This is a genomic window from Streptosporangium album (assembly GCF_014203795.1).
Lineage (GTDB): Bacteria > Actinomycetota > Actinomycetes > Streptosporangiales > Streptosporangiaceae > Streptosporangium > Streptosporangium album.
The window spans coordinates 1,982,140-1,998,595 of record NZ_JACHJU010000001.1; the positions used below are offsets into that span (position 1 = coordinate 1,982,140).

16 protein-coding genes are annotated in these 16,456 nt (G+C 70.3%); 11 read left to right on the top strand and 5 right to left on the bottom strand.

The genetic code is table 11. The annotated features are described in order from the left end of the window. Positions 1-13 precede the first annotated feature (13 nt). From FHR32_RS09265 to FHR32_RS09295, 7 genes are all read left to right on the top strand, one after another. Positions 14-907 carry a hypothetical protein gene (locus FHR32_RS09265; RefSeq protein ID WP_184753933.1) on the top strand — a complete coding sequence of 298 codons (894 nt, stop codon included), beginning with the start codon at positions 14-16 and terminating at the stop codon, positions 905-907. Beyond that, positions 904-1,872: a hypothetical protein gene (locus FHR32_RS09270; RefSeq protein ID WP_184753934.1), complete on the top strand. Its 969-nt coding sequence runs from the start codon at positions 904-906 to the stop codon at positions 1,870-1,872. The genes FHR32_RS09265 and FHR32_RS09270 overlap by 4 nt, the downstream gene beginning before the upstream one ends. Beyond that, positions 1,869-3,644 (top strand): peptidoglycan-binding protein, encoded by a 1,776-nt coding sequence (locus FHR32_RS09275; protein WP_312882200.1) that lies wholly within the window; start codon positions 1,869-1,871, stop codon positions 3,642-3,644. The genes FHR32_RS09270 and FHR32_RS09275 overlap by 4 nt, the downstream gene beginning before the upstream one ends. Next, the gene (locus tag FHR32_RS09280) at positions 3,637-4,449 is read left to right on the top strand and encodes an ABC transporter ATP-binding protein (protein ID WP_184753935.1); all 813 of its coding nucleotides are present in this window, start codon (positions 3,637-3,639) and stop codon (positions 4,447-4,449) included. Before FHR32_RS09275 ends, FHR32_RS09280 begins: the two co-directional genes overlap by 8 nt. Positions 4,450-4,543: 94 nt before the next feature. Then, positions 4,544-5,719, top strand: a complete 1,176-nt coding sequence (locus FHR32_RS09285; RefSeq protein ID WP_184753936.1) for an ABC transporter permease — start codon at positions 4,544-4,546, stop codon at positions 5,717-5,719. Positions 5,720-5,913: 194 nt separating this feature from the next. Further along, a complete protein-coding gene (locus FHR32_RS09290; protein WP_184753937.1) occupies positions 5,914-6,291 on the top strand; it encodes a type II toxin-antitoxin system RelE/ParE family toxin in 378 nt (125 codons plus the stop codon). Next, entirely contained in the window at positions 6,288-6,608 is a 321-nt protein-coding gene (locus FHR32_RS09295; RefSeq protein ID WP_184753938.1) for a helix-turn-helix domain-containing protein, read from the top strand. The genes FHR32_RS09290 and FHR32_RS09295 overlap by 4 nt, the downstream gene beginning before the upstream one ends. A gap of 159 nt (positions 6,609-6,767) precedes the next feature. Here the strand turns inward: FHR32_RS09295 and FHR32_RS09300 are convergent, their stop codons facing one another. Next, the gene (locus FHR32_RS09300) at positions 6,768-7,832 is read right to left on the bottom strand and encodes an ROK family protein (RefSeq protein ID WP_184753939.1); all 1,065 of its coding nucleotides are present in this window, start codon (positions 7,830-7,832) and stop codon (positions 6,768-6,770) included. Continuing rightward, positions 7,833-8,993 (bottom strand): FIST signal transduction protein, encoded by a 1,161-nt coding sequence (locus FHR32_RS09305; protein WP_312882201.1) that lies wholly within the window; start codon positions 8,991-8,993, stop codon positions 7,833-7,835. A gap of 192 nt (positions 8,994-9,185) precedes the next feature. Here FHR32_RS09305 and FHR32_RS09310 point away from each other — a divergent pair, with 192 nt between their 5' ends. After that, positions 9,186-10,583, top strand: a complete 1,398-nt coding sequence (locus FHR32_RS09310; protein ID WP_184753940.1) for a sigma 54-interacting transcriptional regulator — start codon at positions 9,186-9,188, stop codon at positions 10,581-10,583. Positions 10,584-10,592: 9 nt separating this feature from the next. Further along, on the top strand, positions 10,593-12,539 hold the full coding sequence (locus tag FHR32_RS09315; protein ID WP_184753941.1) for a vWA domain-containing protein: 1,947 nt from the start codon (positions 10,593-10,595) through the stop codon (positions 12,537-12,539). Between the two features lie 56 nt (positions 12,540-12,595). Here FHR32_RS09315 and FHR32_RS09320 read toward each other — a convergent pair whose 3' ends face one another. After that, positions 12,596-13,018: a DUF6292 family protein gene (locus tag FHR32_RS09320; RefSeq protein ID WP_184753942.1), complete on the bottom strand. Its 423-nt coding sequence runs from the start codon at positions 13,016-13,018 to the stop codon at positions 12,596-12,598. Between the two features lie 270 nt (positions 13,019-13,288). Between FHR32_RS09320 and FHR32_RS09325 the strand changes: the two genes are divergently transcribed. Continuing rightward, positions 13,289-13,714, top strand: a complete 426-nt coding sequence (locus FHR32_RS09325; protein WP_184753943.1) for a hypothetical protein — start codon at positions 13,289-13,291, stop codon at positions 13,712-13,714. Between the two features lie 40 nt (positions 13,715-13,754). Here FHR32_RS09325 and FHR32_RS09330 read toward each other — a convergent pair whose 3' ends face one another. Then, complete coding sequence (locus FHR32_RS09330; RefSeq protein ID WP_184753944.1) at positions 13,755-14,894, bottom strand: cystathionine gamma-synthase; 1,140 nt, start codon at positions 14,892-14,894, stop codon at positions 13,755-13,757. Positions 14,895-14,934: 40 nt separating this feature from the next. After that, positions 14,935-15,096, bottom strand: coding sequence for a hypothetical protein (locus FHR32_RS09335; RefSeq protein WP_184753945.1), 162 nt, complete (start codon positions 15,094-15,096; stop codon positions 14,935-14,937). A gap of 135 nt (positions 15,097-15,231) precedes the next feature. On the opposite strand from FHR32_RS09335, the gene FHR32_RS09340 reads away from it, so the two are divergent. Continuing rightward, a complete protein-coding gene (locus FHR32_RS09340; RefSeq protein WP_184753946.1) occupies positions 15,232-16,440 on the top strand; it encodes a sensor histidine kinase in 1,209 nt (402 codons plus the stop codon). Positions 16,441-16,456: the final 16 nt, after the last annotated feature.

The following is a 16,456-nucleotide window of genomic DNA, read 5'->3' on the forward strand; positions in this document are numbered from 1 at the left end:
ACAGGATCACACGATGTCACGACTTCTCACCGCCATGCCCGCGGCCGCCCTGGCCGTCGCGGTACTCACCGGCTGCGGCGCGGATCCGGCGCCGGCCGCCGCACCCGCCGCCACGGACAAGGCGCCCGCGTCCGCCGACCCGCAGGGCAAACGCCGCCAGATGGAGGCGATGCGCGCCGACTGCATGAAGGGGAAAGGCTTCAAGTACACGGCGAATGTGCCCGGGCCAAGGAAGATACCGGCGGAGGAGCTCCAGGCTCGGACCGGCGACTACGACGCGATGAGGAAGGATCGCGAAAAGCGAGGTTTCGGGGTCTTCTCGGGCTACGTCTACTCTGAGCCCACTATCAGGCAGATGTTCGACGGCAACCCCAACACGTCGATCCTCAAGGCGCTCTCGGAGACCCAGCAGAAGGCCTGGGACACGGCGGACCAGACCTGCTACGGGGCGGCGTTCTCGAAGTTCACCGGCAAGAAGGTCACCTCGTCGATGGACGCCCTCGCCCAGATGAGCGAGAAGTCCAAGGAACTCAGAGGCCGCGAGCTCGACGGCGACGGCGAGCTCATCAAGCTCGCGCAGGCCTTCGGCGACTGCCTCAAGGGCAAGGGTCACCGGGTCACCTCGCTCAAGCCGACCGCGATCGCCCGGGCCGGCCAGGACAGGTTCCAGGCCGAGGTCGAAAAGCTCGGGGCCGAGCAGCACCCGGGTGAGAAGAGCCCCGGGTTCTTCCCACCCGAACTGACGCCCGACCAGGCCAGGCCGTACCTGACGAGGGAGATCAAGGGCGCGCTGGAGGATCTGGAGTGCGGCAAGGACTTCTACGCCGTCTACCAGCCCAAGCAGTGGGAGGTGGCCGAGAAGGTCGACGCGGAGTTCGGGGTGAAGGAAGGGTTGTTCGGCGAATGAGACCCGTGGCCCTGATGCTCCTCCCGCTCGCCCTGCTCACCGGCTGCGGCGCGCAGAGCGCGGCGTCCCCGCAGCCCTCGCCCTCCGCCATGGACCGCAAGCAGGACATGACCCGCCAGATGGAGGCGATGCGCGCCGACTGCATGAAGCGGAAGGGGTTCAAGTACAACGTGAACGTCCCCCCGCCGAAGCAGGTCAGCGACGAGAAACGCAAGCTCGACTCCGGCGACTACGAGACGATGAAGAAGTCGCGGGAGAAGTACGGTTTCAAATACTTCGCCGAGTTCGTCTACCAGAATGACCTCGCGGCCCGCCAGTACGAGATCTTCGACAACACGGCCAACCAGCCGATCAGGAACGCCCTCTCGGCGGTCCAGCTGGAGGCCTGGGGCGGGGCGGACGAGACCTGCCACACCGAGGCGATCAAGAAATTCACCGGCAAGACGGTGACCTCGGAGGATGACTACTACGCGCAGCTCAACCGGCGGCTCGAGCGGGCCGACCGGGAGACGGACAGCGATCCCAGGCTGGTCGAGCTCGCCCGCGCGTACGGCGACTGCCTCAAGGGCAAGGGCTACCCGGTCACCTCGCTCAGACCGACCAAGATGGACATGGCCGGCGGCGCGGGCCTGCGGCGCGGGCCTGCGGAAAGAGCTGAACACGCTCGGCCGCAACCAGGCCGAGGACCCCATCGAGGGCGCCGAGTACCAGCCGAAGCTGACGGCCGAGCAGGCCAGGCCATACCTGGTCCGGGAGATCAAGGCCGCACTCGACGACCTGGAGTGCGGCAAGGACTTCTACCCCGCCTATCGCACCGACAGTGCCAGCAGACGGGCGTTCGAGGAATTCGGCTACGGAGTGATCCAGTGGTGAGAAACGTTCCGACCCTCCTCATCCCGGCCGCGCCGACCTGTCGCGCCGCGGAATGCGTGGTACCGGACAGTCAGGCCACCGGGCCGTGGTGACGTCGAGGCAGCGCGTGCTGAGCGGCATCGTGGCCGGGGTCGTCGTGATCGCCGGCGCCGGGTGGGCGGTCGGCACGCGACTGCGCTCCCCCGCCGACGAGGCCGCGTCGCGCCGGCCGCCCAGACCCTCCCTGGTCACCTCTCCCGTCGTACGGAAGAAGCTGACCAGCACGGTCGCCGTCAGCGGCACCCTGGCGTACGGCTCGCCGCTGCCCGTCACCCTCGCCGGGGTGGTCGGCGGCACCGCCGAAAACCAGCGGGTCACCCGGGCCCCGCGCCCCGGGAAGATCACCGAGGGTTCGGTGCTGATGGAGGTCAACGGCCGCCCGGTGTTCGCGCTGCGCGGCAAGGTCCCCATGCACCGGACCATGGCCGCGGGCACCGCGGGCGCCGATGTCAAGCAGCTCCAGACGGCGCTGCGCCGCCTCGGGTTCGGCGCGCCGGTCACCGGCGTCTTCGACTCCGCGACCACGGTCGCCGTCCAGCGCTGGTACGCCAAGCGGGGCTACGTGGCCCAGGAACCCGACCTCACCGCCAAGCAGACCAGGGAACAGCTGCGCCAGGCCGTGCAGACCGCCGAGGAGACCCTGCTCACCGACCGCAAGGCCCTCGACGCCGGACGTGACGTCAAGCCGCTGAAGCTCAAGCTCGACAACGCCCGCCAGGACCTGCGGGCCGCCGAGAACGCGTTGGAGGGAGAGGACGCCACAGACCTCACCCCGGAGGAGACGCGGCAGCTGGAGACCCTGCGCCAGGCCGTACGGACCGCCGAGGAGGAGGTGCTGGCCGCCGAGCAGGCCCTCGCCGCTGCCCAGTCCCCGCCGGCTCCCCCCACGCCCAAGCCCGAGCAGACCCCCGCCCCGGCCAAGCCCGAGGCCGACACGCGGCTGTTGGAGACAAAGGTCTACAACGCCCGGCAGAATCTTGAATCCGCGCATGCCGCTCTGGCGGCTTTCGCGGACGAGGCGGGCCTGAACAAGGGGAAACGCCTTGCGGAGCTGCGCAAGGCCGTACGGCTGGCCAAGGAGGCGGTGGTCACCGCCGAGCAGGCGCTGCGCCAGGCCCGCCAGGACTCCCCGCTCCGGTTGAAGATCGCCAACGGCAGCAAGAACGTGGCGAGCGCCAAGGCCATCCTGGCCGAATACCTGAAGACGTACGGCATCGGCATCCCACCCGGCGAGATCGCCTTCCTCCCCGCTCTCCCGGCCCGGCTGGACAAGGCGTCGGTGAAACCCGGCGACACCGTCGGCGACAAGGTCGCCACGGTGACCAGCTCGGCCTTCGCGGTGACCGGCTCGGTGGAGACCAAGGAGGCCAAGCTTCTGCGTAAGGGCATGAAGGCGACGCTGGAGACCGCCGACGGCACGACGTTCCGGGCCGTGCTGAGCGCGACCGGCGAGGCGGCCAAGCCCGCGGACGAGGAGAAGAAGGACGAGGGCGCCGGGGCTGCCGACGACAATCTGGGCTCGGTGCCGGTGCTGCTGACCCCGACCGTCACCAAGGGACTGCGGGAGCAGATCGGCGCGTCGGTCACCGTGAAGATCTCCGTCGGCGCCACCGGCGGCGCCGTGCTCACCGTGCCGGTGGCCGCGGTCGTCACCTCGGCCGACGGCCGGCCGCGGGTCCAGGTGGAGCTGCCCGGCGGCGGCGACAAGGTCAAGGACGTGGAGGTCAAGACCGGTCTCACCGCCGACGGCGACGTCGAGGTGACACCGGTGAAGCCGGACGGGCTGAAAGAGGGCGACCGGGTGGTGGTGAGCGGCGATGCCTGACGTCATCCGACCGGGAAACGGTCACACGGACGTGCCTGACGTCACCGCGCCGGAGAGCAGCCGAGCCGGGGTGCCCGACGTCATCCACCTGGACGGTGTCAGCCGGGTGTTCCTCACGGAGCCGCCCGTGCACGCCCTCTCCATGATCAGCCTACGTGTTGGGCAGGGGGACTACATGGCCATCGTGGGCCCCTCGGGGTCCGGGAAGTCCACCCTGCTCAACACGTTAGGCCTGCTGGACCGGCCCACCTCGGGCTCCTACCTGCTGGACGGGATCGAGACGACCACGCTCAGGGACGGCGCCCGGACGAGACTGCGGGGACGCAAGATCGGATTCGTCTACCAGTCCTTCCACCTGCTCCCCCACCGGACCGTGGCGGAGAACGTCATGCTCGCCGAGGTCTACGGCCGGAGCGGGCGGTCCGGCCGCAGGAGGGCGGAGGACGGACCGGCCGGTGTCCGGGCGGGCGCGGCCTTCGGCCGGAGGGGACGCCGTAGGCGCGCCGAGGAGGCGCTGGAGAAGGTCGGGATGACCCACCGTGTCGGATTCCTGCCCGGCCGGCTGTCCGGCGGCGAGCGCCAGCGGGTGGCCATCGCCCGCGCGCTGATGGGCGGCCCGTCGCTGCTGCTGTGCGACGAACCCACCGGCAACCTCGACAGCCGGAACACCGAGGCGGTCCTCGACCTCTTCGACGGCCTCCGTGACCAGGGCCTCACCCTGCTGGTCATCACCCACGAGGACGCCGTGAGCTCCCGCGCCGGCCGCCGGGTCCGCATCAGCGACGGCGTCCTGACCGAGGAGTGACCATGTATCCCCGCTCCGCCCCCGACCCCCGTCACCTTGTGACCATGGATTCCCACCCGGTCCCCGCCCCTCGTCTCCCCGGTGAGGAGTGACCATGGACCTCCGTGACCTCTGGGCCGAGGCCCTCGCGGGCATGCTCGCCCGCCCCGTCCGCTCCGCGCTGACCACCCTCGGCACCGTCCTCGGCATCACCACCCTGGTCATCACCCTGGGCATCGCCGCCACCGCCGGGAACCAGATCGTCGGCCGGTTCGACGAGCTCACCGCCACCGCGATCACGGTCGAGATCCCCGACAAGCCCGATCCGCTGGTCGCCTGGGACGCTCCCTCCTCCCTCACCCGGCTGCGCGGGGTCACCTCGGCCGCCGCGCTCGCCCAGACCGACAAGAGCTCCAACCTCCAGGTCACCTCCAACACCCTGGTGGACCCGACCCGTGTCACCGGCCAGACCCTGGCCGTGGTGGCCACCGGCCCCGAACTCCCCCAGGCGGTCCACGGCCGGATGACCGGGGGCCGGTTCTTCGACGTCGGCCACATCACGCGCCGCGACCGCGTGGTGGTCCTCGGCGACCAGGCCGCCAGGATGCTCGGGGTCACCCGCCTGGAGAGCGCTCCCGCCGTCTTCATCGGCGACCGCGCCTACACCGTGATCGGCATCCTCGGTGACCTGCACCGCGAGCAGATCCTGTCCACCGCCGTGATCGTGCCGCCCACCGTCGGCGCCGACTTCGGCCTGAAGAACGTCACCCGTGTCCTGGTCAACACCACCCTCGGCGCCGCCGACCTGATCGCCGGACAGGCCCCCGTCGCACTGAGCCCGAACCATCCCGACGAGCTGCAGGTGATCGCCCCGCCCAGTCCCAAGCGTGCCCGCGACGGCGTCCAGGACGACGTCAACGGCCTGTTCCTGATCCTCGGCCTGGTCTCCCTGGTGGTCGGCGCGGTCGGCATCGCCAACGTCACCCTGGTCACCGTGATGGAACGCGTCGCCGAGATAGGCCTGCGCCGCTCCCTGGGCGCCGCCCGCCGCCACGTCGCCGCCCAGTTCCTCCTGGAGTCCACGCTGATCGGCATGACGGGCGGGGTGATCGGCGCCGGCCTCGGCCTGGTCGCGGTCGTCGTGATCTCGGCCGCCAAGGAGTGGACCCCCGTCCTCGACCTCCGGCTCGCGCTGGCGGCCCCGCTGGCCGGAGCCGTCGTCGGCCTCCTCGCGGGCCTCTATCCGGCGCTCCGAGCCGCCCGCATGGAGCCCGTGGACGCCCTGCGCTGAGCCCTTGCCGACCTGGCGCGACTCACCCGCGCGGCAGCGCGGGCGGCCTGTGAACGGTCGGCGTCACGGCGACCGGCCACGCGCACCCCTTTGATTCCGATGGTCAATGACCGCCTGGCTGATCGCGCATTCTCACCTCAAACACAATCAAAAATATTTAGGATATTCTAAATTTCGGCTAGCCTGGGAGCATCGTGAGCGACTGGGAGATCTTTTTCGCTGACGAGGTGGGAGAGTTCCTCGACACCCTTTATGGAGTCGATCGAGAGTCACACAAGCTGGTCAACCAAGCCATCTTGATCTTGGAGCGCAACGGACCCGCCGAAGGCCGACCACTGGTGGACACCGTCACCGGCTCCAAGATCTCTAACATGAAAGAGCTTCGACCGGGATCCGCCGGGCGCAGTGAGATCAGGATCTTGTTCGTTTTCGACCCATGGCGAGCGGCGATCCTGCTTGTTGCGGGAGACAAAGCAGGTAACTGGGAACGCTGGTATCGAGAGGCGATCCCGAGAGCTGAACGGTTGTATGAGATCTACCTGGTGGATCGGCAGAAGGAGATGACGCGGTGACCGGCCATCGCAAGTGGCGTGAGAGCGGCCATCTGGAGCGTGCGATCGAGACTGCGGGGGGCGTGGAGCGGTTCGAAGCGGAGACACGGCACCTGCGGGAAGAAGCTCAGGCGTGGCGTCTTGCCGAGATGCGCAAGCGCCGTGGACTCACCCAGAACCAGGTCGCGGAGAGTATGGGCGTCTCGGTCGGACGAGTGTCACAGATTGAGAAGGGCGACGTGTCGACTCGCGAGGTCCTGGATCGATATGTCGCCGCGCTCGGAGGCACCCTTAAGCTGATCGCCGACTTCGGCGACGAGCAGCTCAAGGTCAGCTGATCATTCGGCAGTTTTCGGCCGACACCACGGCGCCGGCTCATCCGATCAGATGAACGACCACACGGTGGGCCCGCCGGCGGGGCGATGCTCCACGGAGCCCGGCCCCGTACGGCGAGGCGCGCCAAGGGGGCGGAGCCGTACGGGAGTGCGAGCGCGCCGTCAGTGTGACCGGTAGCGGTCGGCGGCGAGGATGAGGGCGGCGGCACCGGCCAGGCCGGCCTCCTGGCCGAGGGAGGCCGGGACGACCCGGACCCGCCGGGCGAACTCCAGCCGGGTGTGCTCCCGCAGCGCGGCCTCCAGCGGCTCGAACAGCAGCGGCCCGGCCTGGGAGAGACCGCCTCCGATGGTGACGACGTCCAGGTCGCAGAGGTTGGTGGCCGAGGCGATGGCCAGCCCCAGGGCCCGGCCGGCGCGGTCCATGGCCGCGAGGGCGGTCGGGTCGCCCGCCCCGGCGTCCAGGGCGAGTTGCCGCCCGCTGGCCGCCGTCGCCTCGACGTAGGCGGCTCCGGCGCCCGGACCTGCGGCCTCACCACCGGAGGCCCAGGCGTCGCCGGACGGCACAGGCGCGACGGCTGGCGGCCCGGCGGCGCCCGGCTGCCAGCCCTGCTCCACCGCCCAGGCGGCCAGGCCGGGGCCCCGGGCGATCGCCTCCAGGCAGCCACGGCCACCGCAGCCGCAGGCGGGCCCGTCGGGGTCGACCACCACGTGCCCGATGTGCCCGGCATTCCCGCTGCCGCCGTCGACCAGGCGGCCGCCCAGGATCAGCCCGCCGCCCACCCCCGTGGAGACGACCATGCCGAGCATGTTGGCACTGCCGCGTCCCGCGCCCAGCCAGTGTTCGGCGACGGCCAGGCAGACGGCGTCGTTGTGGACGCGCACCGGCACTCCGGGGAACCGCTCGGCGAGCCTGGCCCGCAGCGGGAAGCCACGCCACCCCGGCATGTTCAGGGGGGAGACGACCCCCTCGGGCCAGGTCATGGGGCCGCCGCAGCCGATCCCCACGCCGTCGACCACGCCGCCGGCCGTACCGCCCGCGACGCCGTCGGCCACGGCGCCGTCCAGCAGGGAGTCGATCAGCTCGCCGAGCGCCTTCCACAGGGTCTGCGCGTCGCCGCGCGGCGGGGTCGCCCCCCGGCGGGCCGCCCGGACGTTCCCGTCGGGATCCACCAGGGCGACCGCGAACTTCGTCCCGCCGATATCGACAGCAAGCACTAATCCCGACATCTACTGATCATAGGAGCGATCGGCGCTCGGATGGGTGGAGAAGACCAGGACAGAGGCGGTGAAGCCGTGCACGTGGTTCTGTCCGGCGACCGGACCGACCTCACCGGCCGCGAAGAATCCGGCCACGCTGATGGGGCCGAGCGTCTCGCGCACCGCGACCGCGTCGTGGTCGGCGCTGCCGAACATGGCCGAACCCCGGCCGTTGCAGCAGAACAGCAGGGCACCGTCCACCCGGCCGAACTCCTCGCGGTGGGCGTCGAGCAGTTCGTAGAGGTCCTCGTCGGCGGTGGCGGCGTCGCGGACCTGGAAGCGGACGGTCCGGCCGATCTCGACGACGTCGCCGATGGCCACGGCCTCCCGCTCGGGGTCGATCCCGAGCACCCCCCGGATCAGGAAGTCGCCGCGCTCGTGCCGCTCGGCATACTCGTTCATGGCGACGCCGATCTGCAGCCCCGAGGCGACCAGGTCCCGATCGTCCTCGTCCAGCGCGCTGACGATCTCCTCCAGCCGGGCCAGAGCGGGCTGGCCGGCGAGTTCGAGGAGCAGGTTGTCCTCGACGGCGGTGACGGCCATCGTCGGGCCGATCGGGCGGCACCCCTGGCTGACCACGGTGCTGATGTTGACGGGGCCGCTGAGCAGCACGCCGACGGCCCCCTCGGTGTAGACCTCCCCGTCGGCGAACAGCCGTACCGCGCCCCGGCCATGGATCGCGTTGGCCAGTCCGCCGATCAGCGGAAGGTCTCCCAGCACCTCCTGGGAGCGCTCGACGAAGCCCTCGGTGGGGAAGCTGTAGGGGTCGACGAACAGGATGGCCGCGTGGTCGTCGGGGCGGCGCTCCGGCAGGCCGACGACCACGAAACGGTCATCGGTCCGCAAGGTGTCCAGGGCGAAGGTCGTCAGCCGGGCACCGTCCAGGGTGGCCGCCCAGACGCTCACCGCGGGGCTGACCTCGACTCCCTGGCCGTCACCGATCACCCCGGTGGCGCTGCAGCCGATCACCGAGGCGTCGGGGGCCATCTTCATCACGCGCAGTCCCGCGCGGGAGACGTCGTCGGGGTCGTCGCCGCAGATGAAGAAACAGAGCAGATCAGGCGGTCCGGCAAGGCCGGACAGGGCCTGGCGCACCGCGGTCTCGGCGGTGGTGACCAGATCGGATCCCACAGCGAGACCATCGGCGAAACGACCCGTCAAGAGTGCCACTCGTCTCGCCTGCCCTTCTTGTCCGAAACCTTGCCCTGGAGCGATTGTCCCCACTGCGGGGACAAGCACGCACATGGACCGTCACACAATGGTCAAGATCCGAAACCCGGATAAGAGCGCCGGTTCCGGCTTCGGGGACGTAGGCTCGATCCCGTGCCTCAAATCCCAGAGCCACGTACTCTGCGCGAGCTTCGCGCGAGCGGCCATATCCACCGTACGGTAAAGGCCGAGATCCGCGAGAACCTTCTGGCCCGTCTCCGGGCCGGAGAGCCGCGGTTCCCCGGCATCGTGGGCTTCGACGACACCGTCCTCCCCCATCTGGAACGCGCCCTGCTCGCCGGGCACGACCTGGTCCTGCTGGGCGAGCGCGGCCAGGGCAAGACCCGGCTCATCCGCACCGTCACCGGTCTGCTCGACGAGTGGGCCCCGGTCGTCGACGGCTGTGAGATCAACGACCACCCCTACGAGCCCTCCTGCGTCCGTTGCCACCGTCTGGCCGGCGAGACGGGCGAGGAGCTGCCGATCTCCTGGAAACACCGCGACGATCGGTACGGCGAGAAGCTCGCCACTCCCGACACCTCCGTCGGCGACCTGATCGGCGACATCGACCCGATCAAGATCGCGGAAGGGCGCACGCTCGGCGACCCGGAGACCGTCCACTACGGCCTGGTCCCGCGGAGCAACCGGGGTGTCTTCTCCGTCAACGAGCTGCCCGACCTGGCCGAACGGATCCAGGTGTCGCTGCTCAACGTGCTGGAGGAGCGCGACATCCAGGTCCGGGGATACAACCTGCGGCTCCCGCTGGACATCCTGCTGATCGCCAGCGCCAACCCCGAGGACTACACCAACCGCGGCCGGATCATCACCCCGCTGAAGGACCGCTTCGGCGCGGAGATCCGCACCCATTACCCGCTCTCGATCGAGGCCGAGCTCACACTCATCCGCCAGGAGGCGGCGCTCGACGAGGTGGGCGCCGACCTGCCCGACCACCTCGTCGAGGTGATCGCCCGCTTCACCCGCCTGGTCCGCGAGTCGACCGCGGTGGACGCCCGGTCCGGGGTGTCGGCCCGCTTCTCCATCGCCGCGGCCGAGACCGCGGCCGCCTCCGCCGTACGGCGTGCCGCCCTGACCGGTGAGGAGCACGCGGTCACCCGGGTGGCCGATCTGCCGGGCATCGTGCACACCCTGCGCGGCAAGGTGGAGTTCGAGGTCAGCGAGGAGGGCAGGGAGACCGAGGTCCTGACTCACCTGCTCCGCCGGGCCACGGCCGAGACGTTCCGGGGCACCCTCGGGGGTGCGGACCTGGCCCCGCTGCTGGAGAGGTTCTCCGAGGGCGTCCAGGTCGAGTCCGGGACCATGGTGCCCGCCGCCGAGCTGCTGCGCAGGGTCGGGCCGGTGCCCGGCCTGGCGAAGATCATGTCGAGGCTCGGCATCGGCGACGAGTCCCCCGGGCACGCCGCGGCCGCGCTGGAGTTCGCCCTGGAGGGGCTCTACCTCCTGCGCCGCCTGTCCAAAGACGAGGTGGACGGCACGTCGGTCTACCGCACCTGAGGTGTCAGCATGAGCTATCGCTATGGCGAATACCGGGACGGGCCCGACCCGCTCGCCCCGCCGTACGACGTCCGTTCGGCGCTCGACCAGATGGGCGACGCCGTCCTGTCCGGCTCCAATCCCGGCCATGCCCTGCGCGATCTGCTCAAGCAGGGCCTGCCGGGCGCGGAGAACCGGCGCGGGCTGGACGACCTGCTCCGCGAGGTACGGCGGCGCCGGCGCGAGCTGCGCGAGCGCGGGCGGCTGGACGGAACGCTGGAACGGGCCAGGGCCCTGCTGGATACGGCGATCGGCCAGGAGCGGAGCGAGCTGTTCCCCGACCCTTCCGACGAGGCCCGGCTGCGCGAGTCGGAGCTCGACGGCCTCCCGCAGGACACGGCGAGCGCGATCCAGGAGCTGAGCACCTACGAGTGGCGCTCGGCGGCCGCCCGGCAGACCTTCGAGGAGCTGCGCGACCTGCTGCGCAGGGAGGTGCTCGACAGCCAGTTCCGCGGTATGAAGGACGCTCTGGCCAATCCCGATCCCGCCGCCATGGAGCGGGTCCGGGAGATGATGTCCGAGCTGAACGACGTGCTGGACCGGGATGCGCGGGGCGAGCACACGCAGGACGACTTCAATGCGTTCATGTCGAAGTACGGAGACATGTTCCCGGAGTCGCCACGGAACCTGGACGAGCTGGTCGACACCCTCGCGCGCCGGGCCGCCGCCACCCAGCGGCTGCTGGCCTCGCTCACTCCCGGCCAGCGCGAGGAGCTCAACGCGCTGATCAACCAGACGCTTGAAGCGGCCGGGATGGACGAGCAGATGCGCCGCCTGGGCGAGTCGCTCCACGCCCGCCGCCCCGGCCTCTCCTGGAACACCCCGGAACGGCTGACCGGCGACGACCCGATGGGGATGGGCGACGCGGTGTCCGCGCTGGACGAGCTCGCCGACCTGACCCAGCTTGAGGCCGCGCTCCGCCAGGACTACCCCGGTGCCCGGCTGGACGACATCGACGAGGGGGCGATCCGCCGCGCACTGGGCCGCGCGGCGGTCGACGACCTGGACGCGCTCCGGCAGATCGAGCGGGAGCTGGAGCAGCAGGGCTACCTCCGCCGCCAGCGCGGCAAATTGGAGCTCACCCCCAAGGCCGTCCGCCGCCTCGGCGAGACCGCCCTGCGCCGTGTCTTCGCCTCGCTCGAGACAGACCGTCGCGGGGACCACGACCAGGTTGACGCGGGCGCCGCCGGGGAGCTCACCGGCTCCTCCCGGCCCTGGAGGTTCGGCGACGAGCAGCCCATCGACGTGGTGCGCACGGTGATCAACGGCGTACGGCGCGGCGGGGGCGGCGGCGCGGTCACCCTGTCGGTGGACGACTTCGAGGTGGCCGAGACCGAGAGGCGCACGGCCGCGGCGGTCTGCCTGCTGGTGGACCTGTCCTACTCGATGGCTCTGCGGGGCACCTGGGCGGCGGCCAAGCAGACCGCGATGGCCCTGCAGGCGCTGGTCAGCTCCAAGTTCCCCCAGGACTCGGTGCAGATCATCGGCTTCTCCAACTACGCCCGCGTCCTGGCTCCCGACGAGCTCGCCGGGCTGGAGTGGGACATGGTCCAGGGCACGAACCTGCACCACGCCCTGCTGATCGCGGGCCGGCATCTGGACCGCCACCCCGACTTCGAACCGGTCGTGCTCGTGGTCACCGACGGCGAGCCGACCGCCCACCTGCGACGCAACGGCTCCGCGGCCTTCGAGTGGCCTCCCACGCAGGAGACGCTGGAGCTGACGCTCGCCGAGGTGGACAAGATGACCCGGCGGCGGGCGACGCTCAACGTGTTCATGCTCGCCGAGGACGAACGTCTGAAGGAGTTCGTGAACGAGGTCGCCCGGCGCAACGGCGGCCGGGTGTTCTCCTCCAGCGCCGACCGCCTGGGGGAGTATGTCGTCAGCGACTTCCTGCGGACCCGCCGGACGCGCTGACCGCGGTCGTCCCGCTCACGCACCGGCCCTGGACACGCTGACGGTGAACGCGTCGCTCAGGCGTCGACGTAGGCGGGGTAGCCGCTGAGCGCACCGTCGAAGCCGTCGCGGTAGTGGCGGTAGGAGCGGTAGCAGGGCCGCCAGGCCGTGCTGTTGCCGACGCCTGCCCGGGCGTCGGCGATGGCGGAGGGGACCCGCTCCGGACGGAGCAACAGGCCGCCGCCGAGATAGCGGGCGTCGGCGAGCACGGTGCAGGCGTCACGGTCGCCGGACACGTAACGGCCGCGGCGCCAGCCGCTCTCCTCGTCCCACACCAGCGCGTCGCCGCCGCTCAGCAGGACCGTGACGGTGCGGGGGTCGCAGGGACCCTCCCACCAGTCGGCGGCCTCGGCGCCCAGCGCCTCGACGACACGGCTCACGTAGAGAGCCGGCTGCCTCAGCCACTCCTCGGTGTACGGCTCGACATGTTTTCCACCCACAGGGGCACTCCCTTGTGCCGTCGTGCACGACCTGATTCACCGCTCGTCCGGCACGACCGCGACCTCACCGCCGACGGTCCCATCACACGGGAACGAGCTCGCCAGCGATCCTACTCACTCCTCGAGGATGCTAAGGGCCGAAATGCGAAGATCTACCATCGCGGGCTATCGGAACATCGAACGATCAAAAATGCCATCTTTTCATGACAATCAAAGAGGCCTTGGGCGCGCCATACCGAGGGGAGGTCGCCGGGGGCTAATGTCTGGCACATGACAGACCTGCTGCTCTGGCTGCACATCGGTTTCGCGATCTTCACTCTGGGACCGGTCACCGCGGCCACCATGTCCACTCCCCGGTTCATCCGCGCCAAGGACGTCAACGTCCTGCGCTATCTGCACAAGACCACGCGCATCTACGCCATCGCGGCCATCGGCGTGTTCCTCTTCGGGCTGATACTGGGCCGCGAGTATCTGGGCAAACCCTACCTGTCGATCTCCATGACGCTCTTCATCGTCGCCGCGGTGCTCCTGGTCATCATCGACCGTGACCAGATCACCGCCATCCGGGTCCTCGGCAACGAGAACCCGGACGACGGCGCGAAGCTGCAGACCGGGCGGATCGCCATGCTCGCCGGCATCGTGACCCTGATCTGGATGGTCATCCTGGCGCTGATGGTCTGGGGCAACCCGGCCTGACCTGACCGCTCACCCCGGCGCCGGCGATCGGCGCCCGGCCCTACCCCAGCGCCTGGCTCAGGTCCGCGAGCAGGTCGTCGATCGACTCGATGCCGACCGACAGCCGGACCAGGTCGCCGGGGACCTCCAGTGGCGAGCCCGCGGCGGAGGCGTGCGTCATGCGGCCGGGGTGCTCGATCAGCGACTCGACACCGCCGAGCGACTCACCCAGCGTGAACAGCTTGGCCCGGTTGCAGATCTCGACCGCCTCCGCCTCCCCTCCGGCGACCCGGAAGGAGACCATGCCCCCGAAGCGCTTCATCTGCTTGGCCGCGACCTCGTGGCCGGAGTGCTCGGGCAGCCCCGGGTAGAGGACCGAGGTCACCTTCGGGTGGGCGAGCAGGAGGTCCACCACGCGCTCGGCGTTGTCGCAGTGGCGATCCATCCGCACACCCAGGGTCTTGAGGCCGCGCAACGTCAGCCACGCGTCGAACGGCCCCGCCACCGCGCCCATCGCGTTCTGGTGGAAGGCGAGCTCCGCGCCCAGCTCGGCGTCGGCCGTGACGAGCGCGCCGCCGACCACGTCGGAGTGGCCGCCGACATATTTGGTAGTGGAGTGCACCACGATGTCCGCGCCCAGCGACAGCGGCTGCTGGAGATACGGCGAGGCGAAGGTGTTGTCGACCACCAGCAGCGCGCCGTTGTCATGTGCGAGCTCGGCCAGGGCCGCGATGTCCGCGATGCCGAGCAGCGGATTGGTGGGCGTCTCAACCCAGACGATCCTGGTCTTCTGGTTCATGGCGGCCGCCACCGCGTGCAGGTTCCCGAGCGGTACGGGGTCGTAGTGCAGACCCCAGCGCGCGTGAACCTTGGAGAACAGCCGATAGGTGCCGCCGTAGGCGTCGTTCGGGATGATCACGTGGTCATCCGGCTTGCACACCGTACGGAGCACGGCGTCCTCGGCCGCGAGGCCGGAGGCGAAGGCCAGGCCTCTGGTGCCGCCCTCGACGGCGGCCATGGCCTCCTCCAGCGCGGTCCTGGTCGGGTTGGCCGACCGGCTGTACTCATATCCGGCGCGCAGCCCGCCCACGCCGTCCTGCTTGTACGTCGACACCGCGTAGATCGGCGGAACAACGGCCCCGGTGTGGGGGTCAGGCTCCTGACCTGCATGGATGGCGAGCGTTTCGAATCCTTCACTCATACGGCCAACGCTACCGGAGTGCGGACCCGTGTCCCCGCCCTCATACCGGGGCGGCGTCCGCCGGCGGGGACTGAAGGCGACGGCCGCCGGTGCCCTCGGCGGAGTCCCTGGTGAGAAGCGACAGCAGGACCGGGTCGGCGAGTGTCAGCGACACCCCGACCACGAGTCCGATGGCCAGCAGCACGATCCCGATGACGGTCATCTGAATTCCTTTCGACATCTCAAGCATCGGCGGCGGGCTCCCCCGCCGCCTCCGCTGAAGGGCCGGTCCAAAGGCGCACCCATCAGCCGAACGACTGATATGTCATGTCAGCCGTGAGGCTTAAGCTCAAGTGCCGTGGGAGATACACATCGCGTCGTCTACTGGATCCAGCGGCTCAGCGAGCTCGCGCTCATCGGCTGGCTCTCCCTGTTGCTTCTGATCGACTTCGCGGTGGCGGTGCCGGGCGGCAACTGGACGATGTGGCTGAGGCCCCTGTGCGGCGTCGCCGGCGTCCTGGCCGTGCTGTGGCGCCGCACCCGGCGGGTCAGCGGGTTCGCCGTCCTGCTGGTGCTGTCGTCCGCCTGCACGCTGATCGTCGAGATCACCGGCGCCGGCGGGATCCCCGGGCTGGCCGAGACGGGATCGCTGCTGATCCTGACGATCGGCGGGCTGCGCTGGATCGAGCCGATCAGACGGGCCGCGCTGTTCTCCGTCGCATCGGTGATCGTGCTGGAGGCCGCGGTGGGACGCATCACCCAGACCAACGCCTCCCTGTCCACCGGCTTCCTCGTCTTCGTCAGCTGGTCGATCGCCGCCTCGGTCGGCACCTACCTCCGTTTCCAACTGGAGCGCCGCAGGGAGGCGGTGAGCTCCGTACGGCGGGCCGAACGCCTGGAGCTCGCCAGGGAGCTGCACGACCTGGTCGCCCACCACATCACCGGGATCGTCGTCCAGGCGCAGGCGGCCAAGGTCGTCGCCGAACGGCAGCCGGAGGCGGTGGTCCCCTCGCTGGAGGCGATCGCGGGCGCCGGCGCCGACGCGCTGACCTCGATGCGCCGCCTGGTGAGCGTGCTGCGGGCCGAGGACGAGGCCGCCCGGTCCCCCGGCACCAAACTCATGGACATGCGGGTGATGGTGGAGCGTTTCTCCTCCGGCGGTCCCAGGGTCGCCTTTGACATCGGCCAGGGCATCACCGACGAGACCCTCGCGCCGGAGGTGATGACCACCCTGCACCGGGTCCTGCAGGAGTCGCTGACCAACGTCCGGCGGCACGCCCCGGGTGCCGGGTGGGTGGAGGCGGACCTGAGGCTGGTCGGTGACCAGGACGGCCAGGCCCCGGACGGCGGGCGGGATCCGCGCGACCGGCCGGGACGGGCGAGAGGCGCGGCGGTACGGCTGCGTGTGCGCAACCACGGTTCGGCGGCCGACGTCAGGGTCTCGCGCCTGGGAGGCGGGTTCGGCCTGGTGGGCATGGCCGAGCGCGTTGAGGCGCTCGGCGGCCGCCTTGTCGCCGGCCCCACCCCGGAGGGCGCCTGGGAGGTGCTGGCGGAGTTTCTCGTCTGACCGGTGGCCGGTCTGA